At 68.8% G+C, this 24619-nt stretch carries 21 protein-coding genes; 10 read left to right on the top strand and 11 right to left on the bottom strand.

Features of this window, described 5'->3' with window-relative positions:
• Positions 1-8 precede the first annotated feature (8 nt).
• Positions 9-1016, top strand: coding sequence for a GDSL-type esterase/lipase family protein (locus QSK25_RS09795; RefSeq protein WP_285636736.1), 1008 nt, complete (start codon positions 9-11; stop codon positions 1014-1016).
• On the opposite strand, the gene QSK25_RS09800 is transcribed toward QSK25_RS09795, so the two are convergent.
• The 3 genes from QSK25_RS09800 to QSK25_RS09810 all read right to left on the bottom strand — a co-directional run bounded on the left by QSK25_RS09800 (position 928) and on the right by QSK25_RS09810 (position 5937).
• Complete coding sequence (locus QSK25_RS09800; protein ID WP_285636739.1) at positions 928-2541, bottom strand: glycosyltransferase family 87 protein; 1614 nt, start codon at positions 2539-2541, stop codon at positions 928-930. The two genes, QSK25_RS09795 and QSK25_RS09800, sit on opposite strands and share 89 nt — an antisense overlap.
• A 103-nt stretch (positions 2542-2644) precedes the next feature.
• Positions 2645-5197 carry a transglycosylase domain-containing protein gene (locus tag QSK25_RS09805; protein WP_285636741.1) on the bottom strand — a complete coding sequence of 851 codons (2553 nt, stop codon included), beginning with the start codon at positions 5195-5197 and terminating at the stop codon, positions 2645-2647.
• A 341-nt stretch (positions 5198-5538) separates the two neighbouring features.
• Positions 5539-5937 carry a DUF5318 domain-containing protein gene (locus tag QSK25_RS09810; protein WP_285636745.1) on the bottom strand — a complete coding sequence of 133 codons (399 nt, stop codon included), beginning with the start codon at positions 5935-5937 and terminating at the stop codon, positions 5539-5541.
• Between the two features lie 164 nt (positions 5938-6101).
• Between QSK25_RS09810 and QSK25_RS09815 the strand changes: the two genes are divergently transcribed.
• Complete coding sequence (locus QSK25_RS09815) at positions 6102-6641, top strand: PadR family transcriptional regulator (protein WP_285636748.1); 540 nt, start codon at positions 6102-6104, stop codon at positions 6639-6641.
• Positions 6642-6670: 29 nt separating this feature from the next.
• On the top strand, positions 6671-7756 hold the full coding sequence (locus QSK25_RS09820) for an inositol-3-phosphate synthase (protein WP_285637592.1): 1086 nt from the start codon (positions 6671-6673) through the stop codon (positions 7754-7756).
• Between the two features lie 43 nt (positions 7757-7799).
• Here QSK25_RS09820 and QSK25_RS09825 read toward each other — a convergent pair whose 3' ends face one another.
• Complete coding sequence (locus QSK25_RS09825; RefSeq protein WP_285636751.1) at positions 7800-8534, bottom strand: SDR family NAD(P)-dependent oxidoreductase; 735 nt, start codon at positions 8532-8534, stop codon at positions 7800-7802.
• Between the two features lie 180 nt (positions 8535-8714).
• Here QSK25_RS09825 and QSK25_RS09830 point away from each other — a divergent pair, with 180 nt between their 5' ends.
• The gene (locus tag QSK25_RS09830; protein ID WP_285636754.1) at positions 8715-9296 is read left to right on the top strand and encodes a hypothetical protein; all 582 of its coding nucleotides are present in this window, start codon (positions 8715-8717) and stop codon (positions 9294-9296) included.
• Here the strand turns inward: QSK25_RS09830 and QSK25_RS09835 are convergent.
• Positions 9245-9874, bottom strand: coding sequence for an HAD family hydrolase (locus tag QSK25_RS09835; protein WP_285636758.1), 630 nt, complete (start codon positions 9872-9874; stop codon positions 9245-9247). The genes QSK25_RS09830 and QSK25_RS09835 overlap by 52 nt on opposite strands.
• Positions 9875-9941: 67 nt before the next feature.
• On the opposite strand from QSK25_RS09835, the gene QSK25_RS09840 reads away from it, so the two are divergent.
• From QSK25_RS09840 to QSK25_RS09860, 5 genes are all read left to right on the top strand, one after another.
• A complete protein-coding gene (locus QSK25_RS09840; protein WP_285636761.1) occupies positions 9942-11108 on the top strand; it encodes an MFS transporter in 1167 nt (388 codons plus the stop codon).
• Between the two features lie 57 nt (positions 11109-11165).
• Complete coding sequence (locus QSK25_RS09845) at positions 11166-13190, top strand: PhoX family protein (protein WP_285636764.1); 2025 nt, start codon at positions 11166-11168, stop codon at positions 13188-13190.
• Between the two features lie 129 nt (positions 13191-13319).
• On the top strand, positions 13320-15413 hold the full coding sequence (locus QSK25_RS09850; RefSeq protein ID WP_285636767.1) for a PhoX family protein: 2094 nt from the start codon (positions 13320-13322) through the stop codon (positions 15411-15413).
• A gap of 134 nt (positions 15414-15547) precedes the next feature.
• On the top strand, positions 15548-16084 hold the full coding sequence (locus QSK25_RS09855; RefSeq protein WP_285636770.1) for a DUF3455 domain-containing protein: 537 nt from the start codon (positions 15548-15550) through the stop codon (positions 16082-16084).
• Between the two features lie 46 nt (positions 16085-16130).
• The gene (locus QSK25_RS09860; RefSeq protein ID WP_285636773.1) at positions 16131-16670 is read left to right on the top strand and encodes a DUF3455 domain-containing protein; all 540 of its coding nucleotides are present in this window, start codon (positions 16131-16133) and stop codon (positions 16668-16670) included.
• Here the strand turns inward: QSK25_RS09860 and QSK25_RS09865 are convergent.
• Positions 16643-17821 carry an MFS transporter gene (locus QSK25_RS09865; protein ID WP_285636776.1) on the bottom strand — a complete coding sequence of 393 codons (1179 nt, stop codon included), beginning with the start codon at positions 17819-17821 and terminating at the stop codon, positions 16643-16645. The genes QSK25_RS09860 and QSK25_RS09865 overlap by 28 nt on opposite strands.
• Positions 17822-17833: 12 nt before the next feature.
• On the opposite strand from QSK25_RS09865, the gene QSK25_RS09870 reads away from it, so the two are divergent.
• Positions 17834-18511 (top strand): SDR family oxidoreductase, encoded by a 678-nt coding sequence (locus QSK25_RS09870; RefSeq protein WP_285636779.1) that lies wholly within the window; start codon positions 17834-17836, stop codon positions 18509-18511.
• 293 nt (positions 18512-18804) lie between these two features.
• Here QSK25_RS09870 and QSK25_RS09875 read toward each other — a convergent pair whose 3' ends face one another.
• The 5 genes from QSK25_RS09875 to QSK25_RS09895 form a co-directional block, all read right to left on the bottom strand.
• A complete protein-coding gene (locus QSK25_RS09875; RefSeq protein WP_285636782.1) occupies positions 18805-20112 on the bottom strand; it encodes an amidohydrolase family protein in 1308 nt (435 codons plus the stop codon).
• Positions 20113-20541: 429 nt separating this feature from the next.
• Positions 20542-21708 (bottom strand): sensor histidine kinase, encoded by a 1167-nt coding sequence (locus QSK25_RS09880; RefSeq protein ID WP_285636785.1) that lies wholly within the window; start codon positions 21706-21708, stop codon positions 20542-20544.
• 294 nt (positions 21709-22002) lie between these two features.
• Positions 22003-23109 (bottom strand): nitric oxide synthase oxygenase, encoded by a 1107-nt coding sequence (locus QSK25_RS09885; RefSeq protein ID WP_285636788.1) that lies wholly within the window; start codon positions 23107-23109, stop codon positions 22003-22005.
• A 132-nt stretch (positions 23110-23241) separates the two neighbouring features.
• Positions 23242-23886, bottom strand: coding sequence for a tRNA (guanosine(46)-N7)-methyltransferase TrmB (gene trmB, locus QSK25_RS09890; RefSeq protein ID WP_285637594.1), 645 nt, complete (start codon positions 23884-23886; stop codon positions 23242-23244).
• A gap of 68 nt (positions 23887-23954) precedes the next feature.
• A complete protein-coding gene (locus tag QSK25_RS09895) occupies positions 23955-24446 on the bottom strand; it encodes a hypothetical protein (RefSeq protein ID WP_285636791.1) in 492 nt (163 codons plus the stop codon).
• Between the last annotated feature and the right edge of the window lie 173 nt (positions 24447-24619).

Consider the following 24619-nt stretch of genomic DNA (forward strand, 5'->3'; position numbering starts at 1 on the left):
CTGCAAGCGTGAGGGTGATCATCGCGCTGGCGTTGCTGCTGGTCTGCGGTGCCTCCGGCGTGCCGGTGCGGTCGGAGGTGATCCGCTGGCTGCCCGTGTGGCAGGCCGTGCCGACCCAGTCGAGCGCGGTACCGGACCAGAGCGTGCGCACCACCGTCGACCTCGCGGCGGGCGGCACGTCCGTGCGCGTCCGGCTGTCGAACCTCATGGGCATCAAGCCCGTCCGCGTCCAAGAGGTCGTCGCCACGGCGGACGGCGAGATGCGGCGGCTCACGTTCAACAGGTCCACGGCCGTGACCATTCGTGCGCGCGGTGAGGTCTACAGCGACGCCGTGCAGCTCAAGGTCACCGACACGCTCGACATCCGCACGTACACACCGGCCGGAACGCCGTGCCAGGCCCGTGCGCACCGCACGATCACCTCGACCCGCGAGCAGATCTGCCTGATCTCCGCGGTCGAGGTCGCGGGCTTCACCGCACCGGGCGCGGTGGTGATGTTCGGCGACTCGATCACCGAAGGCTGGTACGAGAACACCTGGCCGTCCCTGGTCGAGACCGACTACGCGGTGCTCAACGCCGGCATCAACGGCAACGGCGTGGTGCTGGGCAACGCGCCGATGGTCACCCGTGTCCACCGGGACGTCCTGTACAGCAAGGAGGTCCGCAAGGTCGTGCTGCTCGGCGGCATCAACGACATCCAGAACGGCGTCAGCGCCGAGAACGTCATCGCGGGCATCCGCACCCTCCAGGCGCGGTGCCGCACCGAGGGCGTGGAGTTCCGCGTCGGCACCATCACGCCGTGGCGCGGCTGGTTCGCCTGGACCGAGGAACGCGAGCAGCAGCGGCAGGAGGTGAACGCGTGGATCCGCGCCACCTTCCCCGACGCCATCGACTTCGACGCGGCCGTCCGCGACCGCGCCGACCCGCTCAGACTGCGTCCGGAGTTCGACTCCGGGGATCACCTGCACCCGAACGGGACCGCATTCGGTGCAATGGCTCGCCTCGTGAGGGTCTGACCAGCGGCCGGTCCGGCGCGTCGGCCAGCACGCCCGCCAACGGGTCGTCGCCCGCCATCCGCACCAGGTCGCGTTCCGGGTGGTAGATCTCCTTCAGGATCAGCACGCACAACGCGATGACGGCCGCGTCCCGCAGCAGCACGGCGCCGAGGAACCAGTCGATCGGCAGTCCCTTGTGGTCCGTGCCGAGGTAGAAGTACATGCGCGGCACCCACACCAGCGCGTCCACGGTCATCCACGCCAGCAACAGCTTCCAGCGCGGCAACGCGAGCACGGCCAGCGGCACCAGCCACAGCGAGTACTGCGGGCTCCACACCTTGTTCGTCAGCAGGAACGCCGCCACCACGAGGAACCCGAGCTGGGCCAGCCGCGGCCGGGTGGGCGCCGACAGCGCCACGTACGCGATGCCGGCGCAGCAGACCAGGAACAGCACCATGCTGACCGTGTTGAGCACCGTCGGCGGCTGCCCCTGCGTGAGGCCGGGGTCGAAGCCCTGCCAGCCCGTCCACTGCACGAGGACGTTGTAGAGCGTGTCCGGGTCCGCGTTGCGTTCGGTGTTGAGCCTGAAGAACTCCCGCCAGCCCGTGTGCGACGCCGGGTTCAACGCCAGCGGTGCGTTCACCAACGCCCACGCGCCTATGGCCGCCGCAGTGGTGGTGAGACCGACCTTGAGTCTGTTGGACCGCCAGCACAACAACAGCAACGGCCCGAGCAGGAACAACGGATAGAGCTTCGCCGCGCCACCGAGCCCCAGCAACACACCGGCGAGCACGGGTTTCTTCCGCGCCCACGCCAGCATGCCTGCCGTGGCGAACGCCGTCGCGATCGTGTCGAAGTTCGTGAACGCGTGCACGATGACCAGCGGTGACACCGCCACGATCGCCGCGTCCCAGGTCCGTCGCCGCGCGATGCGGGCCACCGAGAACACCGTCACCAGCCACGCCACCGCGAGCCAGAACGCCGTGACGTTGAAGAACACGATGACCGTCATCGGCAGACCGGGCACCAACGCCACGAGGCCCTGCGCAACGCGCGCGTTGAGCCACATGAACAAGCCCGTGACGACCGGATACTCCATGTACCGGACGTGCTCGGTCGGCTTGCCCTCGTCGTCCTTCCACGACGTGATGTACGGGAAGGAGCCCTGCTGGTCGAGCCGTTCCGCCGTGTAGAGCGGCACGGTGTCGGAGTAGCAGAGCGCGACGAACTGACGGCTCCCCCGCCAGTCGAGCTGCACGACGCCCTTGTCGTCGACGTACTGCTGGATGCACGGCGACTTCTGCACCCATCCCAGCAGCAACGTGACCACGGCGAGCATCAGGACGACCCGCACGGCCGTCCAGAAGTAGTTCCTGCCGACCAGCGCGTGCTCGCCCAGCGGACCGCCGAACGGTCTGCTCAGGCCGCGCGCCAGTGACTCGGTCCACGTCGGTGCGACGCGCTCCTCGGGCGTGAGCGAGTCGGTGTCCTCGGCGAGGTCCTTCTCGGAGGACTCGGCGGGAAGCTCGGCAGGGCTGCTGGGCACGGGGCGGATGTTACGGCCAAGACCGTTTCGCCGTGGTCAACATCCCAGGTAACGGCACAAAGCGAAGGGGCCCGGTGCGCTGTGCACCGGGCCCCTTCACTGGTCAGCCTCCTGGATTACCACCCCTGGGCCTCGTCTGCGACGGGTCCGGGGGCTCGTTCGACGGGTCCTCACAGGTGATGCCGGGGATGCAGGGCTTCGACGGCTGCGTCTGCGGCGGCTTCGTCTCCGACGTCTGCGGAGGCGGGCTCGGGTTCGACGGCTGGTTGTTGCTCGACGGCGGTGCCGGCGGGTCCGACTTCTTCGGCGGGTTGAAGTTGCCCAGCGGGACCGGCGTCGGGAACGCTTCCTTCTGCGCGTTCGCGAGGGCCGCGTCCATGAACTTCTTCCACATCAGGCCGGGCAGACCGGAACCGAAGACGGCCTTGCCGCTCTTGTCCCTGATGGCCACGTTGCCCTGGTCCTTGCCGACCCACACGGAGGCGGACAGCTGCGGCGTGTAACCGACCATCCAGGCCTTCGAGTTCTGGTCGAGGCTGCCGGGGAGCTCGTGCGTACCGGTCTTGCCCGCGCACGGACGGCCACCGGCACAGGCGATCGCGCCGGACGGGATCGCCTTCAACGTCTCGGTGACGTTGTCCGCGATGTCGCGGCTCTTCGTCTCGACCGGGTCGAACGCCGGCACGGCCTGGTCGACGTGCTGGTAGAGCACGTCACCGGTCGGGCCGACGACCTTCGCGACGAAGAACGGCTGGCGGTACATGCCGCGCGCCGCGAACGTCGCGTACGCCGAGGCCATGTCGAACGGACGGACCTGCGCGCTGTCCGCGCCGATGGCGATACCGGCGGTGGGCGGGTTGCCGCCCTCACCGACCAGGGTCTGCTTCTCCTGGCCACCGACCCGCACGACCTTCGGGATGCCCGCCGCGTGCGCCGCGTCGGCCACGGCCTTGGTGCCCGTGCCCTCCGGACCCGCCACCATGTCGTAGAACACGGTGTTGAGGGACTCCTTCATGGCCTGCTTGATCGGGCACTGCTTGCCGCACGTGGTGTTGCCCGCGTTGCGGACCTCGACGCCGGCGATCTTGCGCGGGGTGGCGTCGTAGGTGTCGCCGATGCCCTTGCCCGCCTTGAGCGCGGCCACCAGGTCGAACGGCTTGAACGACGAGCCGGCCTCCTGGATCGTGCCCTTGGCGTAGTCGATGCCCTTCAGGCCGTCCTTGCCCGGGTAGTAGGCCCTGACCGCGCCCGACTGCGGCTCGATCGCGCTGAGCGACGTCCGCAGTTCCGGGTCCTGGCCCTCCATCACGGCGGTCACGGCGTCGAGGGCGGCCTGCTGCATGCCCTTGTCGATCGTCGTGGTGATCGTGACGCCGACCTTCTGCGCACGCTCCATGCTGAGGTTGCCGATCCCGCTGTCGATCTCGTTCTGGACCTGCTGGCTCACGCGGGCGAGCGGGCCGTCGAGACCGGCGGGCTGCGTCTGCTCGAACGGCAGCGGCTGCGGGTACTGGCGGGCGTCGTAGTCGGCCTGGCTGATCCACTTCTTCTGAAGCATCTGGAGCATCACGAACTCCCAGCGCTTCTTCGAGTACTCGACGTCCTCCGACCAGGAAGGCGTCTGGATCATGCCGGCGATGAGCGCGGCCTCGGACGGGGTGAGCTCCGCCATCGGCTTGTTGTAGTAGACCTGCGAGGCGGCCTTGAAGCCGTTCGCGCCACGACCGAAGTACACCGTGTTGAGGTACGCGGTGAGGATCGTGTTGTGGTCCGACTCGTTGCTCATCTTGTAGGCCTTGACGAGCTCGGTGAACTTACGGGTCAGCGTCGCTTCCTCGTTGCCCGTGGCCTTCTTGATGTACTGCTGCGTCAGACCGGAACCACCCGAGCTGCCGCCCGTCGCCTGGATCCAGACGGCGCGCACGATCGCCTTGGCGTCGAAGCCGGGGTTGTCGTAGAAGTTCGCGTCCTCCGCGGCCATGACCGCGTTCTTCACGTTGTCCGGGATCTCCTCGTAGGTGAGGAGCGTGCGGTTCTGGCCCGGCGAGGTGATCTTGCCCATCTCGGAGCCGTCCGAGTAGAGCAGCGTGATCGTCTTGTCCTGGGCGTCCGCGATCTCGTTCGGGCGCGGCCAGTCGACCAGCGGGTACGCGACCGCGATGGCGATCACCGGACCCAGGATCATCATGCCGATGGCGACGAACGCGCCGATGCGGACGCGCTTCCAGATCTTCTTCTTGCGCAGCCGACGCTCCTCCTCTTCGGTGAGCTCCGGCTCGTCGTCGTAGTACTCGTCGTCATCGTCGTCCACGCCGGCCATGAGGAACTCGTCGTCAGGCTCGCGGTGGGTGATGAGCTCGGGCTCGCGTTGCGTCGGCCGGTTGACCGGCGGCATCTGCGTGGTGCGCTCTTCGCCGGGGTTGCGCGGGGGCATGCCGGGACGGCCGGGGCCACCCTGCGGGCCGGGACCACCCGGACCGGGGCCACCGGGACCGCTGGGACCACCGGGGCGGCGGGCGCCGGGAGGCGGGGCGATGGGCATGCCACCGGGAGGCGTCGGCGGACGGTTGCCGCCGGGGCCACCGGGCCCGCCCTGCGGACCGGGGCCACCCATGCCGGGACCGCCCTGCGGGCCGGGACCGCCCGGACCGTTCATCGGCCGGCCGGGACCGCCCTGCGGCCCACCCTGCGGCCCACCCTGCGGACCGCCTGGTCCGTTCGGGCGGCGCGGAGGCTGTTGCTGTGGGAAACCACCGGGCGGCGTGCCACCCTGGGGAGGGCGCGCGAAACCGCCGGGCGGGGTGCCCGGTCGCGGCTGATTCGGGACATCGCGCCTCGTGCCGCCGCCGTCCGGGTCGTCCCCGGTCGGCCACTGCGGCTCGCCTCCGCGCTGCCGGTCATCATGCTGGTCGTTCACGTGAAAAGGCCTCCCAGACCGGCGTGCATCAGCACACGGTTCGGTGGTCGTACTTCGTTCGGAGCAGTGTCACCTGAGCGTCATTCCGCCGCAGTCCTCCTGCGTGGCTTTTCCAGCCCACGCTTCCCCAGGACGTATGACTGCACCAGGTGGTTCCAACTGCACGTGCGGCAAACCTCAACGAGGTACACGGAGAACTCGTCGAAGAGGTTCGCCATCTTCACCAGTTCTTCAGGTGTCCGCGCCGACCCGGACGCGTGCTTGAGCTCGTCACCGTAGACCCACGACACGTGCGTCAGCGGTTCCTTGCGGCACACCGGGCAGGGCACGTCGGTCGCCGTACCGTGGAACTTCGCAGCTCGCAGCAGGTACGGGTTCGCGTCGCAGACCTCCATGGTGCCCGTGCGACCGGCATGGACCTCCGCCAGCAGCGCACGTCGCTGCAGCGAGTAGTCCACCACCTGCCGTTGGGTCAACACGTGACAAGAGTACGTGCCGGGCGCTTTTCGATGATGGGCCGTTCAGGGCAGCGGTCGGCGACGCGGTATCACGGTGTGCCACATCCCACAGTTCTGAGGAGCACACGATGTATCGCGCCGATATAATCACCTCACCTATCGGTGCAGGTGCGGGGAGGTGACTCGTGTTCGAGTTCGCGCTGCTCGGCCTGCTGCACGAGGCGCCCATGCACGGCTACGAGCTGCGCAAGCGCTTGCATGACCTGCTCGGAGCGTTTCGCGCGTTCTCCTACGGATCGCTGTACCCAACACTGCGGCGACTCCAACGGGCGGGCCTGATCGTGGAGGAGGGGCCGGAGGAATCGGCTCTTTCTTGGGGACGTCGGGCTCGCAAGGTCTACAAGCTGACCCCGGACGGCAAGGAGCGGTTCGCCGACCTCCTGGCCAACGCGGGGCCGCAGACCTGGGACGACGACTCGTTCGGGGTCCACCTGGCGTTCTTCTCACGCACGCCGGCCGACGTCAGGATGCGCATCCTGGAAGGCCGCCGGCGGTGTGTCGAAGAACGCAGGGAGGGCCTGCGCGAGCGACTGACGCGAACCGGTGAGCAGATCGATCGCTACACCCGTGAGCTGCACAGCCAAGGCCTGGAAAGCACGGAGCGCGAGGTGCGGTGGCTCAACGAGCTCATCGCGCACGAGAAGTCCGAGCAGGACGAGCAGTAACTCACATGTTGATCAAGGAGGACTCGGCAATGGGCGAAAACCGCCGCACCGTTCGAGTGGCCATCGTCGGGGTTGGCAACTGCGCGGCGTCGCTGGTGCAGGGCGTCCACTACTACCGTGACGCCGACCCGAGCACCCGCGTGCCCGGTCTGATGCACGTGCAGTTCGGTGACTACCACGTGCGCGACGTCGAGTTCGTCGCAGCGTTCGACGTGGACGCGAAGAAGGTGGGTGTCGACCTCTCCGAGGCCATCGGCGCCAGCGAGAACAACACCATCAAGATCGCGGACGTGCCGCCGCTCGGCGTCGTCGTGCAGCGCGGGCACACCTACGACGGCCTCGGTCGCTTCTACCGGGAGACGATCGAGGAGTCCGACGCGGCACCGGTCGACGTGGTCGCCGCTCTGCGCGAGGCCGAGGTCGACGTGCTGGTCTCGTACCTGCCCGTGGGTTCCGAGGACGCGGACCGCTTCTACGCCCAGTGCGCCATCGACGCCGGTGTCGGCTTCGTCAACGCCCTGCCGGTCTTCATCGCGTCGGACCCGGAGTGGGCGGAGAAGTTCCGCGCCGCCGGCGTCCCGATCGTCGGTGACGACATCAAGTCCCAGGTCGGCGCCACCATCACGCACCGCGTGCTGGCGAAGCTGTTCGAGGACCGCGGCGTCCAGCTCGACCGCACCATGCAGCTGAACGTCGGCGGCAACATGGACTTCCTGAACATGAAGGAACTGGAGCGCCTGGAGTCCAAGAAGGTCTCCAAGACCCAGGCCGTCACGTCCCAGGTGGACCGCGAGATGGGCAAGCGCAACGTCCACATCGGCCCGTCCGACTACGTGGCGTGGCTCGACGACCGCAAGTGGGCCTACGTGCGCCTCGAGGGCCGCGCGTTCGGTGACGTCCCGCTGAACCTCGAGTACAAGCTGGAGGTCTGGGACTCCCCGAACTCCGCGGGCATCATCATCGACGCGGTCCGCGCGGCGAAGATCGCCCTGGACCGCGGCATCGGCGGCCCGATCCTCTCGGCCTCCTCGTACTTCATGAAGTCCCCGCCCGTGCAGTACTCGGACTCCGAGGCGCACGAGGCCGTGGAGAAGTTCATCCGCGGCGAGGCGTAGTTGTTGTTGGGGCCGCCTCTCTCGTTCGGGGCGGCCCCTTCTTCTACCGCTTGGACAGGCGCAGCTTCTGCCAGCTGCCGTCCGCGGTCCACCCGCCGTCGACCGGCAACGCGACCCCGTTGACGTACCTGGCGTTGTCGCCGGCCAGGAACCGCACGGCCTGCGCGATGTCGTCCGGCGCCGCGAACCGCCCCATCGGCACGTGGTCGGTGATGTCGTCGTCCACGTAGTACCCGCCGGCCTGCGACTCGACGTCCATCTCGGTCTTGACCCACCCGGGACACACGGCGTTGACCCGCACTCCCCTCCCGCCCCACTCGACGGCCAGGGTGCGCGTGAGGCCGATCAGCCCGTGCTTGGTCGTGTTGTAGGCGGCCCGATCCGCGACGCCCTGCAGCCCGGCCACCGACGCGATGTTGACGACGCTGCCGCTGCCCTGTCGCAGCATGATCCTGCCCAGCGCCTGCGTGAGCAGGAACGGCCCGGTCAGGTTGACCGCCATGATCCGTTCCCACTGCTCCAGGCTCGTGTCCTCGAACGGCACGATGCCCGCGATCCCGGCGTTGTTGACCAGCACGTCCACCCTCTGATGGGTGCTCATGACGTGCTCGGTGAGCCTCTCGACGTCCGCGGCGCTCGCGACGTTGCCGACGACCCCGTCCTGGCTCTCCTGCAGGTCGAAGCCGACGACGGCGAACCCGTCCTCCCGCAGCACCTCGGCGATCCGCAGCCCCATGCCCTGCGCGGTACCGGTGACCACAGCAACTCGTTGCGTCATACCGGCCACGCTAAGGACGTGTGGCCGTCCGGCGACAGACACCTGCGTGTGTTCCCAGTCTGAGCGCCAGCGGGTCTGACGCTCACGTGAGCGGAAGCCGGAATCTCCACGAGCCGACCGAGGCGGGTGAACTTCGCGCGGGACTCGCTCGCGGGCGCCGATCACCGCTAGCTTCAGGCCGTGCGCACGCTGCTCGTCGCCCTCCCCGGCCTGGTCCTGGCGGGAATCGGCCTGACCCACCCCCACCACCTGGACGCGTCGACCGCCCAGTGGTGGCAGAACATGCACGTCATCCTGGCGGTGATCTTCCCGCTTCTCGGTGCCGCGCAATGGGTCCTGCTCGACGACAGCCCGAAATACGTCCGCTACCCGGCCAGGGTCGCGGCCTTCGGTTACGTCGTCTTCTACGGCGCCCTGGACGCGTTGGCCGGCATCGGCGGTGGCGCGCTGGTCCTGCAGAACGGCGGCCGCGCACCGGGTGACGCGGCCGTCTTCCGGATCGGCAACCAGCTCGGAACCGTTGGCGCGTGGTGCTTCTTCGCCGCCAGCCTCGCGATCGCGGTGTGCGCGCTGCTCCAGAGCCGCCTCAAGGCCGTCCCCGGTGCGCTCTTGCTGATGGCGGGCAGCTACCTGTTCCTCAGCAGCCACATCTACTGGCCGAAGGGCGTCCTCGCCTGCGCCTGCATCGCCCTCGGCATGGCCGCGACCAGCTACGCGAGCGCGTCCGGCAACTCGGCGATCGACCCGAGCACCCGCACCTGAGCCAGCACGTCCTCAGCCGGCGGGAAGTGCGGGTTCGGCACGGCCAGCACCGTCATCCCCGCGGCCAGCGCCGCCTTCAGCCCGTTCGTCGAATCCTCGACGGCGTAACAGGCAGCAGCTGCAACACCCAACTGCTCGGCCGCTGCGAGGTACACGTCCGGTGCGGGCTTCCCCGCCGCGCAGGACTCCGACGAAACCGCAACGGGCACCGGCAGCCCGGTCACGTCGAGGAACACCCTGATGAGCACGGCCGGCGCGGACGAAGCGATGGCGACCGGGTAGCGGGAGGCCACCGCCTGCACCGCCTCGACGGCCCCGGGCAGCACCGGCAGGTGTGCCGCGTAGGCCTTCTGCATCTCGGCGATCACCCCGGCCGAAACCTCATCCGGCTTCAACTGGACGCCCACGTCGGACACCAGGTACGCGGCCCACTCCGGCGTCGACATCCCCTGCATCGCCCGAGTCGCTTCGGGAGTCCAGGTCCCGCCATGAGCAGCGGCGAACGACTGGCGCACCTCGTCCCACACCTGCTCGGAGTCGATCAGCACGCCGTCGAGGTCGAAGATCACCGCATCCACGCCCCGAACCGTACCCTGTGGCGCACGATACTTCGCTATGCTAAGCAAAATCGGTTAGGCTGGCTAAGTGAATTTCAAAGCTCAGCCCAAACAGGTCTGGATCACGGCGTTCGCCGCCGTGATCGCCTTCATGGGGATCGGGCTCGTGGACCCGATCCTGTTGTCCATCGCAGAGGGTCTGCACGCGACACCGGCGCAGGTCACCCTGCTCTTCTCGTCCTACCTCGGCGTCCAGGTCGTGGCGATGCTCTTCACGGGCGCGGCCACGGCGCGATTCGGGGCCAAGCGCACGCTCGTCGGCGGGCTCGCGCTGATCGTCGTCGCCACGCTGCTGTGCTCGGCGGCAGGGAGCATCGGGCAGCTGGTCGGCCTGCGGGCCGTGTGGGGGCTCGGCAACGCGTTCTTCATCGCCACCGCGCTCAGCGTCATCGTCGGTGCGGCGAGCGGCGGCCAGAAGGCGGCGATCCTGCTCTACGAGGCCGCGCTCGGGCTCGGTCTGAGCGTCGGGCCGCTGCTGGGTGCCCTCCTGGGCAGCATCTCGTGGCGCGGACCGTTCCTCGGCACCGCGGTCCTGATGGCGGTGGCGTTGATCCTTTGTGCAACGTTCCTGGCCAGGGACTCGCACCAGGAACGCCCGAAGATCGGCCTCGTCGACCCCCTCAAGGCGCTGAGGAACCCGACCCTGCTCCGCACGAGCATCGGAGCGGCGCTCTACACGGCGGCGTTCTTCACCGTGCTGGCCTGGTCGCCGTTCGTCCTCCGGTTCGGCGCCGTCGAGATCGGACTGATCTTCTTCGGCTGGGGCGTGTGCGTCGCGGTCTCCAGCGTCTTCCTCGCGCCGCGGCTCGCGGACCGGATCGGCGAGAAGCGCGCGATCATCGCGTCGGTGCTCGCGTTCGCCGTGCTGATGCTGCTGATGGCGGTGCCGAGCAAGCCGTTGCTGGTCGTGGCGATCATCGTGAGCGGCCTGGTCAGCGGCCTGCTCAACACCCTGTTCACGGGTACCGCGATGAGCGTCGGCGACGCGCCGCGGCCGGTGGCGAGCGCCGGGTACAACTTCCTGCGGTGGCTCGGCGGCGCGCTGGCCGCGACGTTCGTCAGCCACCTCGCCCAGCCGTTCGTCGTGGCGGCGGTGCTGTGCGTGGGCGCGGCCGTCCTGCTCGCGTTCAACCGAACTGATACGCGCGAGGTACCTACGGAAGTCGTGATCGCGAGCGAGCAGCTAGTCGGTTAACAAACGGTGAACTACGGTCGGCTGCGGTTCCCGCACCGACCGTAGGAGGCCACCACCATGATCCCCCTGCCGCTCGTCAACCACCGCGTCGGCAGAGCAGCGGTGACATGTGAATACCGCTGCGGCGACGCGTGTTTCCACGACGTTCCGAACACTTCGGACAATCCGTACTTCGGCGACCTGGTCAGTCGCCGCACCGCGCTCAAGGCCGGTGCGGTCGTCGCGGCCGCCGCCACGATCGCCACCCCCGCGACGGCCGCGGCCGCCGCACCCGCCGAGAAGTCCCAGGGCCGCCCACCCCGGGGCCTCGACTTCAAGCCCGTCCAGGTCAACACCAAGGACGAGGTCGTCGTCCCGGAGGGCTACGAGCAGGGGATCGTGATCCGCTGGGGCGACCCGCTCTTCCCCGGCGTCCCCGAGTTCGACTTCGACAACCAGACCGCGGCCAAGCAGGAGAAGCAGTTCGGCTTCAACTGCGACTTCGCCGCGATCCTGCCGCTGGACCCGTTGGAGCTCAGCGGGATCATGGTCACGAACCACGAGTACACCAGCGAGCCGTTCATGTTCCGCGGCTACGACGCGAACAACCCCACCGAGGAACAGGCCAGGATCGGCTGGGCCGCGCACGGCCTGTCGGTGTTCATGATCAAGCGGTCGCTGTTCACCGGCCACTACAAGCCGCGCTTCAGCAAGTACAACCGCCGCATCACCCTCAACACGCCGTTCGAGGTGCGTGGCCCGGCCGCGGGCAGCGACCTGCTCAAGACCTCGGTGGACCCCACCGGCAGGAAGGTCTTCGGCACGATCAACAACTGCTCCGGCGGCGTCACGCCGTGGGGCACGATCCTGTCCGGCGAGGAGAACTTCAACCAGTACTTCGCCAACGCCGCCGGCCGCAACGACCCGCGCCTCACCCGCTACGGCGTCACCGGCACCGCGACGACGCGCAAGTGGGAGCGCTTCGACAAGCGCTGGGACCTCGCGAAGGAACCCAACGAGGTCAACAGGTTCGGCTGGGTCATCGAACTCGACCCGCACGACCCGGACTCCACGCCGGTCAAGCACACGCACCTCGGCCGCTTCAAGCACGAGACCGCGAACATCCGCGTCGCCGACGACGGCCGCGTCGTCGCGTACTCCGGTGACGACGAACGCTTCGAGTACATCTACAAGTTCATCTCCACCGGGAAGATGAAGCGCGGCAACAGCAAGGCCGCGCGCCGCCACAACATGACGCTGCTCGACGACGGCACGCTCTACGTCGCGCGGTTCAAGGGCGACAGCCCGGCGTCCGAGATCGACGGCACCGGAAAGCTGCCCAGCGACGGCAAGTTCGACGGCACCGGCGAGTGGATCCCGCTGGCGGCGGGCAAGAAGTCGTTCGTGCCGGGCATGACCGCCGAGGAGGTCTACGTCTTCACGCGCATCGCGGCCGACAAGGTCGGCGCCACGAAGATGGACCGCCCCGAGGACATCGAGTGCCACCCGCGCACCGGCACGGTCTACTGCGCGCTCAGCAACAACGTCGAACGCGGCGTCACGGCGGGCAAGGAAGGCGCGACCGAGCCGAACCCGCGCATCAACAACCGCCACGGCCAGGTCCTGGAACTGCAGGAACGCCGCAGCGACGCGCTCGCGCTGACGTTCAACTGGGGTCTCTTCCTGGTCTGCGGCTTCCCGGACGACCCGAACACGTACTTCGGCGGGTACGACAAGTCGCAGGTCAGCCCGATCTCCAGTCCGGACAACGTGGCGTTCGACCGCTACGGCAACCTGTGGATCTCCACCGACGCCGACGGCAAGCTCGACGGCCTGAACGACGGCCTGTACGGCGTGCCGCTGGAAGGCCCGGAACGCGGTCACCTCAAGCTGTTCCTCACGGTCCCGCGCGGTGGCGAGACGTGCGGCCCGGTGATCGGCGAACGCGTGATCACGGTCTGCGTGCAGCACCCCGGTGAGGTGGACGGCGCGAACGCCGACAAGCCCGTCTCCAACTGGCCCGACCGGGGCACCAGCAGGCCGCGTCCGTCGGTCGTCGCGGTGTGGCGCAAGGACCGGGGGCGACTGGGCGAGATCGGCTGATCACTACGCGTGCTGTGATCGTTCGGGTGTAGTACGAGTTCGCCCGCCGTTCATCTGCTGGACGGCTGGCGAACTCGTTCGGCTCTTAGGTTCGGCCAGTTCCCACACTGACCGATCTCGGAGGCCTGCGTGTCCTCACCCACCGATCGGGGCCGTCGCCTGCTGCCCCTGCTCCCGACCAACCACCCGCTCGGGCGTCAGGCCGTCACCTGCGAGTTCCGCTGCGGCAACGCCTGTGCCCACGAGGCGCCCAACACCACGGGCAACGCCTACTTCGGCGACGTCGTGAAGGAGGTCGTGAGCCGCCGCGGCATGCTGAAGGCCGGTGCCGTCGTCGCGGTCGCCGGTGCCGGCGCGCTCGCGTTCTCCGGTGCCGCGGCCGCCGCCCCTCCCGCGCACGCCGAGCCCGCCGGTCGTGGCGGTGCCAAGGACCCGGGCGGTCTGAACTTCGAGCCGGTGCAGCCCAACACCCTCGACCAGATCACCGTGCCCGAGGGGTTCCAGCAGGACGTCGTCATCCGCTGGGGTGACGGGATCCTCGACGACTCGCCGGAGTTCGACTTCGACAACCAGACGCCAGAGGCGCAGGCCAAGCAGTTCGGCTTCAACAACGACTTCTGCGGTCTGGTCCCGGTTCCTGGCTACCACGACAGCTGGCTCATGGTGAGCAACCACGAGTACACGACCGAGTCCTTCATGTTCAAGGACTGGTCGCCCACCACGATCACCGAGAAGCACGCCAAGATCGCGTGGGCCGCGCACGGCCTGTCGGTCGTGATGGTCGACCGCGACCCGCGCACCGGCAAGCTCTTCGTCTGCCCGGACGACAAGCGGAAGTACAACCGCCGCATCACCCTCACCACGCCGTTCGAGGTGAAGGGCCCGGCCGCCGGCTCGAAGTACCTCAAGACCTCCGCCGACCCGACGGGCCGTCGCGTGCTCGGCACGCAGAACAACTGCGCCGGTGGCGTCACGCCGTGGGGCACGATCCTGTCCGGCGAGGAGAACTTCAACCAGTACTTCGCCAACGCGAGCCTGGTCACCGACCCGGACACGAAGGCTAAGTTCGCCCGTTACGGCATCAGCGGCGGCGCGTCCCTGCGCCAGTGGGAGCGCTTCGACAAGCGCTTCGACCTGGCCCAGGAACCCAACGAGGCCAACAGGTTCGGCTGGATCGTCGAGATCGACCCGCTCGACAAGCACTCGACGCCGGTCAAGCACACCGCGCTCGGCCGGTTCAAGCACGAGGGCGCGAACATCATCGTCGCCAAGGACGGCCGCGTGGTCGCGTACATGGGCGACGACGAGCGCTTCGACTACATGTACAAGTTCGTCTCCGACGAGAAGATGCAGAAGGGCGGCTCGAAGCGCGCCCGCGAGCACAACAAGCAGCTGCTGGACAAGGGCACGCTGTACGTCGCGCGCTTCACGGGTGACAGCCCGGCCGCCGAGATCGACGGCACCGGCACGCTCCCGGCCGACGGCGAGTTCGACGGCTCCGGCGAGTGGATCGCGTTGGCGCACAACGACAAGTCGTTCGTGCCGGGCTTCACCGCCGAAGAGGTCTACGTCTTCACGCGCCTGGCCGCGGACAAGGTCGGCGCCACCAAGATGGACCGCCCGGAGGACGTCGAGCCCTCGACGCACAACCGCCGGATCTACGCCGCGCTGACGAACAACACCGACCGCGGCAAGGCGGGCAAGGAAGGCCCGACCGAGATCAACCCGCGCAACGGCAACAAGCACGGCCACGTCCTGGAGATCGAGGAGCGCCGCAGCGACAACACGGCGACCACGTTCTCCTGGAAGCTGCTGCTCGTCTGCGGCGACCCGAAGGACCCCGGCACGTACTTCGGCGGCTTCGACAAGTCGCAGGTCAGCCCGATCTCGTGCCCGGACAACGTCGCGTTCGACACGCACGGCAACCTGTGGATCTCCACCGACGGCAACGCCCTGGCGTCCAACGACGGCCTGTTCGCGGTGCCCGTCGAGGGCCCGAAGCGCGGCCAGGTCAAGCAGTTCCTCACCGTGCCGAGGGGTGCCGAGACCTGCGGTCCCGTCATCACCGAGGACTTCGTGCTGGTGTCCGTGCAGCATCCCGGTGAGATCGACGGCGCGTCGGCCAACAACCCGCTGTCGCACTGGCCGGACGGTGGCACCTCGCAGCCGCGTCCGTCCGTCGCGGTGGTGTGGCGCAAGGACCGCAGGAAGATCTGCGACTGATCTCGTGGCCTTGTGTCCTGGCTCACTCTGATCATGTGAACCGGTGCAGCCGCCCGCCCGTGTCATGGGTGGCTGCACCGCGGACAGCCAAAACCCCCGAAAGTCCACTTTGGCTGTCCACTTTGGAGTGAGTTGTGAATGTTCGTCTTCTCGTTGGTGCTGCTGCTCTTCTGGGTCTTGCTGCGTGTGGCACCCCCACGGCCGGCAGCGCCGTCCCCACTCCCGTCGCTCAGGCCCAGGACGCGCCCGTCGCGGCAGCGGTCCAGGTCCCGGCGGGCCAGGAGCTGGTCGGCAAGTACCAGGCCACGGGCGTCCAGACCTACTCGTGCCAGGGCAACGCGTGGAAGGGTCTAGAGCCCACCGCCACGTTGGTGGACAAGGACGACAAGCCGATCGTCATCCACTCGCGGGGTCCGGTCTGGATCTCCACCGTGGACGGCAGCGCGGTCGAGGCCACCCCCGTCGACGGCGCCAAGAACGACGTCAAGGGCGCGGTGCCCGAGCTCCTGCTCAAGACCAAGGTCGCGCGCGGCGACGGCCTGTTCGGCAAGGTCTCCTTCGTGCAGCGCCTCGCGACCGAGGGCGGCGTCGCCCCGGCCGGTGGTTGCAAGGCCGGCGCGCAGACCTCCGTCCCGTACAAGGCCCTCTACACCTTCTACGCCGCCAGCTGAGACGGTACTGAACCGGTCCGCATTTCGTTCCGTACGACAGCAGGTGATGAAACGAACTGGCATCGTCCTGGTCGCATCAACCCTTCTGGGCATCCTCGTCGGAGGCGTGAGCTCCACCGCCGCGCCGACCGAGGCTGCCACGAGCGAGGCCTCCGCGAGGGTCGCACCCGCGGTACAGGTCCCGTCGGGCCACAAGGTCGTCCAGAGGCTCCAGGCCAAGGGTGTGCAGACCTACACCTGCACAGCGGGGGCCTGGAAGGGCCTCGAACCCGCGGCCACCCTGGCGGACCGGCTCGGCAGGGCGGTCGGACTGCACTCGCGCGGTCCGATCTGGGTCTCCACCGTCGACGGCAGCGCGGTCGAGGCCGCCCCGGTCGACGGCGCCCGCAACGACGTCCCCGGAGCCGTTCCGGAGCTCCTGCTGAAAGCCAAGTCCACCAGGGGTGACGGCGTCTTCGCGGGTGTCAGCTACGTGCAGCGCCTCAACACCAGGGGCGGCCTCGCACCGACGGGCGGCTGCACCGAAGGCGCCCAGACCTCGGTCAAGTACGAGGCGCTCTACACCTTCTCGGTGCCCGCCCTCTGAACGAGCGCGACGGCCGCCGCCGCGACCATCGTGATGCCGACGACCCAGAGGCCGGTCTTCTGGGTCCCGGTGAGGTCGCGCAGCGACCCGGTCACGTAGGGCGCGACGAAGCCGCTCAGGTTGCCCAACGAGTTGATCAATGCGATCCCGCCCGCCGCCGCAGCACCGCCGAGGAAGCTCGTGGGAAGCGCCCAGAACGTCGGCAGCGCGGCGCAGACACCGATGGCGCAGACGGAGACCGCGACCATCGCCGCGACGGGGTTCTCGAGGTAGAGCGCGAACGGGATCGCCACCCCGCCGAGCAGCATGGGCGCGGCGACGTGCCACTTCCGTTCTCCGGTGCGGTCGCCGTGCCTGGCCCACAGGACCATGGCGACCGCACCGAGGACGTACGGAATCGCGTTGATCAACCCGCGCTCGACGATGCCCGCGTCCGGCGCGAGCCCCTTGATGATCGTCGGCAGGAAGAACCCCAGCGTGTACAGCCCGTAGACGATACCGAAGTACACGAAGCTCAACGCCAGGATGCGCGGATGCGTCAGGGCCTTCTTCAACGGCCAGTGCTCCTCGGTGGCGGGTTCTTCGGGAGCGTTGCCGGGCTTGTCCGGCAACCAGAACCACGTCACGAACGCCAGCGCGATCGCCGGCAGCCCCTCGACGAGGAACATCGTCCGCCAGTCGGTCCACTGGATCAGCAACCCGCTGAACGTGGCCCCGAGCGCCGTCGAGATCGGCACCGCCACCATGAACAGCGCGACGATCCGCGCCCGCTCCTTCTGCGGGTACCAGTACGTCAGGTACAGGATGATCCCCGGGAAGAACCCGGCCTCCGCCACACCCAGCAGGAACCGCAGCACGATCAGCACGGTCCCGTTGGGCACGAACGCCATCGCCGTGGCGACGATCCCCCAGCTCACCATGATCCGCGCGATCCACCGCCGCGCCCCGAACCGGTGCAACGCGAGGTTGCTGGGCACCTCGAGCAGCAGGTACCCGATGAAGAACACGCCGGACGCGAACCCGAACACGGTCGCGCTGAGCTGGAGCTCCTCCGACATCCCGTTGGGCCCGGCGAACCCTATGTTGACCCGGTCCAGGTAGTTGACGAAGTAGAGCAGGCACAGGTACGGCAGGATCAACTTCTTCGGCACTAGAGTTCCCCCATGACTGATCGTCCGGTCGCCCTCGTCACCGGGGCATCCAGCGGAATCGGCTCGGCCATCGCTCGCAGTCTGGCCCCGACGCACGACGTCCTGCTAGGCGGACGCGACGAGGACTCCCTCTCCGTCCTCGCCGCCGAACTCCCCGGCTCCCAGCCCTGGCCGTTCGACCTGACCGATGTCGCCTCAGCGGACCTCGGACCGCTGTCCCGCCTCGACGTCCTGGTCCACAGCGCCGGCATCGCCCTGCTGGGCCCCCTGGCCGAGGCCACGTCCGACGACTGGCGGAAGACCTTCGACGTGAACGTCTTCGCCGTGGCCGAACTGACCAACCTGGTCCTGCCCCAGCTCCGCGCCGCCGCGGGCCACGTAGTCCTGATCAACTCGGGCGCGGGCCTGGCCGCCAACCCGGGCTGGGGCGTGTACGCGGCCTCGAAGTTCGCCCTCCGCGCCTACGCCGACGCCCTGCGCGGCGACGAGCCGGCGTTGCGCGTGACCACGGTCTACCCGGGCCGCACCGCCACCCCGATGCAGCAGGACGTGCGCCGCCAGGAGGGCGGCGACTACGACCCGTCCAAGTACATCGACCCGGCCTCGGTGGGCCGCGCCGTGGCGTCCGCCGTGCTGGCGACGCCCGACGCGCACATCACCGAGATCAACGTGAGGTCGCGCCCGCACTAGGGCCCCGCGCCGGAATCCGGTGCCGAACGAAAGCTCCCCGCGTGCGGTGGGGTGCGGCGTGTCGCGCCCCGCCACGCCGTACCCGGAAGTCACGCGGGGACCTTTCGTTTCCGCCACCTGCACGTGGGGTCCCCGCGTGCAGCAAGCCAGGACGGGGCTACTTGGGGGATGTTGGGCGCAGGTGACTAGTTGTCCACAGGCTTGTCAACAGCCTGTGGCTAGAGGTTGACGGACCGTAGTATCGAAATGGGGGAACCCGGCGCGCACGTGCTGCTGCGCGCCGCGCACGTCCCCTATGCGCTGCGCAGACGGGCGGCAACCGCAGCGACTCCCGCCTGCGCCTCGTGCCGGTCCACCCGAGTCGACTCCCCACCGGACACGACCTGCTCCCCGGCCACCCACACGTCGGTGACCCGCCGCGACCCCGCCGCCCACACCAGGTTGGCCAGCAGCTGCGCGTCCGGCGCGTCCAGCCCGGTCGCGAACGCCGGGTCGTCGGCGGACACGTGCACCACGTCCGCCCACCGACCGGCCTCCAGCGAACCGATGTCGTTCCGCCCGAGAGCGTCGGCTCCACCGCGGGTGGCCATCAGCAACGCCTGAGCGGCCCCGAGCACGGTCGCGTCCATGGTGGAGACCCGCGCGAACATCCCGGCCAGCCGCGCGGCCCCGAGCAGGTCCAGGTCGTCGCTGGAAGCAGGCCCGTCAGTTCCGAGCCCGACCGGAACGCCGGCGGCCAGCATGTCCGGCACCCGCGCGATGCCCGAAGCGAGTTTCGCGTTGGACGCCGGGCAGTGCGCCACCCCGACCCCGAACGACGCGTAGACCGCGATGTCGTCGTCCGACAGGTGCACGGAGTGCGCGGACAGCACGCGCCCGCCGAGCACGTCCGAGGCCTTCATCAACGCCGGCACGGACCCGAACTCGGCCCGAGCCGCCTCGTCCTCGAACGGCGACTCCGCGACGTGCACCATGAACAGGGCGCCCCGAGCCCGGGCCTCCAGAGCGATGGCGGTGAGCTGCGGCGCCGAGAGCGTGTAGGCGGAGTGCGGTCCGTACGCCACCTCGACGCGCTCACCAGGTCCGAACCGCAGGCCTTCGGAATCGATCCACGACGAGATCTCGTCGGTCTGCGCCTTCCAGTCCATGCCGGGCACGTCGAGGATCGCCCCGCCGAACACCACCCGCGAACCCGCCTCCAGCACGGCCGAGGTCACCTCGCGGCCGTGGAAGTACATCTCGGCCGAGGTGGTGACGCCGTTGCGCAGCATCTCGACGGCGCCGAGCAGCATGCCCGTGTGCATGTCGGCGGGCGTCATCTGAGCCTCGTTCGGCCACATCGCCTCCTGCAACCACCTCAGCAGCGGCAGGTCGGAGCCGAGGCCGCGCAGCACGGTCATCGGGGTGTGCGCGTGGGTGTTGACCAGGCCGGGCATCAGGATCCCCGACAGCTCGCGAACGGGGCCGTCGAACGCGGGCGCCGAGGCAGCGGGACCGACGAAGGTGATCCGGCCGTCGACGACGTCCACGACCGCGTCGCGCACCACGGCGCAGGACGGGTCGCAGGGCAGGACCACCGGGGCGTGCAGACGCAGTGACATGCGTTGAATCCTGCCATTGTGACGCCAGTCACATGCGTGCATAGTTCGCGAACCGCTGGGCATCCTCGTTCTGTCGGGCGCGGGCCGACCCCCAGGGTCCGCCCCGGCCTAAAACTTTTCCCCATCCAAGGGGCCCGTCACGCGTGAGCGACGGGCCCTTTGTGCATCCATGAGCAACCACGGGCCGGACAGGGGCGTCTCAAGATCATGTCGAAGAAGTCGTGCACGTCCGCCGGGCAGTTCCGTCGCGCGCAGAAGCCCGCCACCCCCAAGCCGCCCACCCGGCGTTGAGTTGGCATGATCACACCTCACGGTACGGGCGTGATCATGCGGAGGCATCAGTGGCCGACATCGACCCTCAGAACGACGACCAGTTCAGCGATGTCGAGATGACTCAGGAGTTCGAAGTCATCCGCGACGACATGTGAGCTAGGAAATCGGCAAGTCGGCGCGGACCGTCCACCCGGTCGGTTCGCGCCGGCCTGCGGAGAAGGTTCCGCCCAGCAGTTCCGCGCGCTCGCGCATGCCGACCAGGCCGTAGCCTCCCGATCCGCCCACGGGGACGCCGGACGCGACGCCGTCGTCGTACACGGCCAGGTGCAGCACACCGTCCATCGAGGACAGTGAAACGTCCACCGAGGACACGGCCGCGGCGTGTTTCGCGGTGTTGGTCAGGGATTCCTGCACCAGCCGCAGCACCGAACGCGCCAGCTCCTGCGGCACGGCGTCCTGCAGGTCGAACGACAACCGCACCGGCAGCCCGGACTCCTCCGCCAGCGCGCGCACGTCGTCCACCAACGACGATGACGCAGCCGGGGAAGCGGCTCCGGACGATTCGCCGTCGCGCAACGTTCCGACGAGCCGCCGCATCGCGGTCAGGGCCTCGTTCCCGGACGCCGCGATCGACGGCAGCACGTCCACGGACGGGTTGAGCTGCCCGGCCTGCGCGTGCACGACGATCGCCGTCACGTAGTGCGCCACCACGTCGTGCAGTTCGCGCGCCAACGCCATCCGCTCCGCGTTTTGGGCAGCCGCAACGGAAGCAGCCAGCTGCGAGGTGCGTTCGGCGTCCCTCGCCCGGAAGTACAGCCCGGTGCCCAGCGACAGCACGAGCAGGACACCGGCGGGGATGACGTAGTTCCACGCGTCCGGCGTCCAGTCGCGGTAGTACCGGGCCGCGACGATCGGCCAGCCCAGGACCTCGGCGAACGCCAGCGCGGCGAGCACGGCCAGCACACCGACGACCGAACGGAACCGGGAAGCGACGCGCACGAGCGTGGCGATGGTGGCCATCGCGGCGCCGGTCATCGAGATGCTGGCACCGCTCCAGAGCAGGTGCGGTTCGATCGCCACACCGAGCAAGCGCATGTAGACGGCCACGCACGCCACGGCGAACGCCAGTGCGAGGGCCGCGTCGAACGGTCTGCGCGGGGCCAGCACCGCGAGCACGCAGATCACCGCGATACCCGGGACCTGCCACCAGCCTGCGCCCGTCGAGATCGCACCGATCTCGGACGTCGCGATCACGGCGAGAGAGATCGCCAGCGGCCACTGGCGTTTGGCGAGCAGCCACCAGTTCAAGTCCGTGCTCTCCACCCGAGCAACCCTATGGCCGGTCGGGTGATCCCGCGTCCGACCGGGGGCCGACTCCGGCATCAGCCAGAAGGCTGAGGTGGCGACCTGCGGAAACACCCTCACGGCGGATGCCAGATCACGCCCCGGTCACGGACTCTGGAGGAGCGGAAGTCGGGGAAACGGAGGACGCCATGTTGTCAGTTGTGTTCACTTGGGCCGCCGCGGTGGTCGGCCTGTTGGTCCTCGCGCTGATGGCCCTGTCAGGCGTGATGATCGACTCGAAGTAGTCGGCTGAACCAGCGTGTGATGGGGAAGTCAGACGCTGGTCAGGGAGTGTTGCTGGCGGAGGAGCTCCGCCAGCCTGCTCGTCGGTTGAGGACGGGTTTCGTCCAACGCGGCCGTGAAGCGCGCCGGAGAACCGTTCCGTGCGCGCGCCGCGGCTGCGCCGTCGAGCCGGAACGCGGGACGTGCGGCGGACGGCCGTTGCCGCGAACGCAGCCAGGCGAGGCGGTGCAACGCCTCGGCGTGGTGGTCCGTGATGGTGACGGCCGCCTTGTCGAACGAGTGCAGCACTGCCGCGTTCAGGTGAACGGTCGCGAAGTCCCGCCACAGAGTGCGTTCGGACGAGGTGTCCAACCCCAACGCCTCGGCGACTTCACGGGCCACGCCGTAGGCGCCTTCCTCGGCCAGTGACCGGGTGCCGATCTCGGCGCCGACGAACCACGAGTTGAACGGCGCGGCGGGGTAGTTGACGCCCCCGATCGACAGCTTCATGTTCGCGATCACCGGCACCGCGTGCCAGCGCAGGCCCATCTCGCCGAACCACGGCAGCGTCGGGTGCTCCAGCGGCACCTCGTGCACGATCTCGGACGGCAGCGTGAACAGCCGCGGCCCCTCGTGCTGCGTCTCCACCACCAACGGCAGCAGGTCGAACCGTGAGCGCCGCACGGGCGGACGCCACCCCATGCCCTGCATGGTCTCGGTGAACCCCGCGTACCGGCGGTCGCCCATCCCGTCGGCGTACCCGGCGTACCGGATCAGCTGCTCGTTCCAGATCACCGGGCCGGGGGAACCGGGCGCGTCCGGCGCGAACACCGTGACCAGCGGCCGGATCTCACCGCCGTTGGTCGCCAGCCTCAAGTGCTCCACGCACTCTCCGGCCACGGCGGCGGCGTTGCGGTAGCCGCGCAGATCGCGGACCTTGAGCCGCCGCCAGGGCAATCCTGAGGTGCACCAGCCGGAATCCCGCAGCGCGATGCGCGCGCCGTACGCGAGTTCGTTGGTGGTGTGGCGGTAGGTTCCGGTCTCGGCGATCTCGGCGCGCACCTGGGCGATGCGGGCGGTCAGCGAGCCTGCGTCGGAGTGCGCCGCGTGGAACATGCGGACGAACTCCTCCGCGACGGGGAGGACGTCGGGGGTCACGGAGCGAGACGCTAAGCCCGGATCGGCCTCACGCGTCACTGCCACTCGGGGCATTTCGGGTGATCAACACCGGCCACTCCAACGAGTGAACCGTAGACCCAAGGTGTTCACTCGAACGGCTTGAGGCCTCGATCAGGTGAGGTCGTTCCGCCGGAACATCAGGTCGTGCGAGACCCGGTCCTCGTTCACGGCCCGCTGCTCGAACTTGGTGACCGGCCGCCAGTCCGGCCGCGGCGCCCAGCCGTCGTAGACGTTGGTCAGCAGCCGCTCGCCGGAACAGACCTCCAGCATCTGCTCGGCGTAGTGCTCCCAGTCCGTCGCGAGGTGCAGCACGCCGCCGGGCTCGAGCCGCGACGCGATCAGGGACACGAACTCGGGCTGCACGAGCCGGCGCTTGTGGTGCTTCTTCTTCGGCCACGGGTCCGGGAAGAAGATCCGCACGCCGTGCAACGACGCGGGCGCGATGTGGTCGGTCAGCAGCACGACGGCGTCACCGCGCAACACGCGCAGGTTGTCGAGACCGCCGAGGTGCTCGGCGCGCAGCAGCAGCTGGGCGAGGCCCGGCTTGTAGACCTCGACGGCGACGTAGTTGAGCTCGGGCGCGGCGGCCACGAGCTGCGAGGTGGTCTCGCCCATGCCGGACCCGATCTCCAGCAGCACGGGCGCGGAACGGCCGAACCACGAGTCGAAGTCCAGCGGCCCCTCGGGCAACGACTTGACGTCGTTGCCCATCTTCTCCCAGTACGTGTCCCAGGCACGTTCCTGTCCCACGGTCATGCGCTCGCCGCGCTGGACGAAGCTGACGATGGAACGGGGGAACTCAGGGCTGGTCACGACGAGACATCTTAGGCAATCAGTTCGATGTCCTCGATCTGAGCACGCAGGTCAGCCACGGTGAAGTCGATGGCCTGCGGCTCACCCGGCCCCCGGTGGGCGGCGACCAGGTGCACGAAACCGCGGTGCGAGTCCGTGAACTGCACCGTAGTGGGGGTGGCGGGGCCGTACACACCGCTCTCGGAGGGCACGAACTCCCAGTAGCCGACCTCGCCGAGGTCGACCCACGGCACGAACACCCAGCCGGGGCGTGCCGACAACAACTCGCTGACCGCGTCCTCGACGGCGTGCCCCTCGGCACGGGAGTGGAGTCTGCCTCTGTCCAGCGCGCGCAGCCACCACGGCGCGGGCGCGTCCTCGACGGACCGCACCGCGCGGTACATCGCCAGGACCTCGTTCTCGGGAGCCTTGTTCACCCACGAACGGCGGGCGTCCGCCGGCGTCAGGGGGATCTCGGCGGGGTTGGGAGCTTCTAGGGCACTGGACCACTCAAGGCCGAGCATTGCTTCAACACGGACCACTGGCCACCTCCGCGGCGGGGATAACCCCATTGAACGTGAAGCCAAACGTCGATGATGTCCAAAATGCCGTTTTTCACGGCTTGTTAACAGTGCTCTTACGCAGGCTGTGACGCCAGGCACGTTGCGCCCTGACCTGGAAACACGATGTAGCTGAC

This window comes from Lentzea sp. NBRC 102530 (genome assembly GCF_030269365.1).
GTDB lineage: Bacteria > Actinomycetota > Actinomycetes > Mycobacteriales > Pseudonocardiaceae > Lentzea.

Excerpts from the sequence above, each read along its gene's own strand:
- QSK25_RS09805 (WP_285636741.1), bottom strand. The coding sequence starts at position 5,197 with ATGAACGGTCCGGGCGGTCCCGGCCCGCAGGGCGGTCCCGGCATGGGT.
- QSK25_RS09820 (WP_285637592.1), top strand. The coding sequence starts at position 6,671 with ATGGGCGAAAACCGCCGCACCGTTCGAGTGGCCATCGTCGGGGTTGGC.
- QSK25_RS09825 (WP_285636751.1), bottom strand. The coding sequence starts at position 8,534 with ATGACGCAACGAGTTGCTGTGGTCACCGGTACCGCGCAGGGCATGGGG.
- QSK25_RS09845 (WP_285636764.1), top strand. The coding sequence starts at position 11,166 with ATGATCCCCCTGCCGCTCGTCAACCACCGCGTCGGCAGAGCAGCGGTG.
- QSK25_RS09860 (WP_285636773.1), top strand. The coding sequence starts at position 16,131 with ATGAAACGAACTGGCATCGTCCTGGTCGCATCAACCCTTCTGGGCATC.
- QSK25_RS09870 (WP_285636779.1), top strand. The coding sequence starts at position 17,834 with ATGACTGATCGTCCGGTCGCCCTCGTCACCGGGGCATCCAGCGGAATC.
- QSK25_RS09875 (WP_285636782.1), bottom strand. The coding sequence starts at position 20,112 with ATGTCACTGCGTCTGCACGCCCCGGTGGTCCTGCCCTGCGACCCGTCC.
- trmB (WP_285637594.1), bottom strand. The coding sequence starts at position 23,886 with ATGACCGTGGGACAGGAACGTGCCTGGGACACGTACTGGGAGAAGATG.
- QSK25_RS09895 (WP_285636791.1), bottom strand. The coding sequence starts at position 24,446 with ATGCTCGGCCTTGAGTGGTCCAGTGCCCTAGAAGCTCCCAACCCCGCC.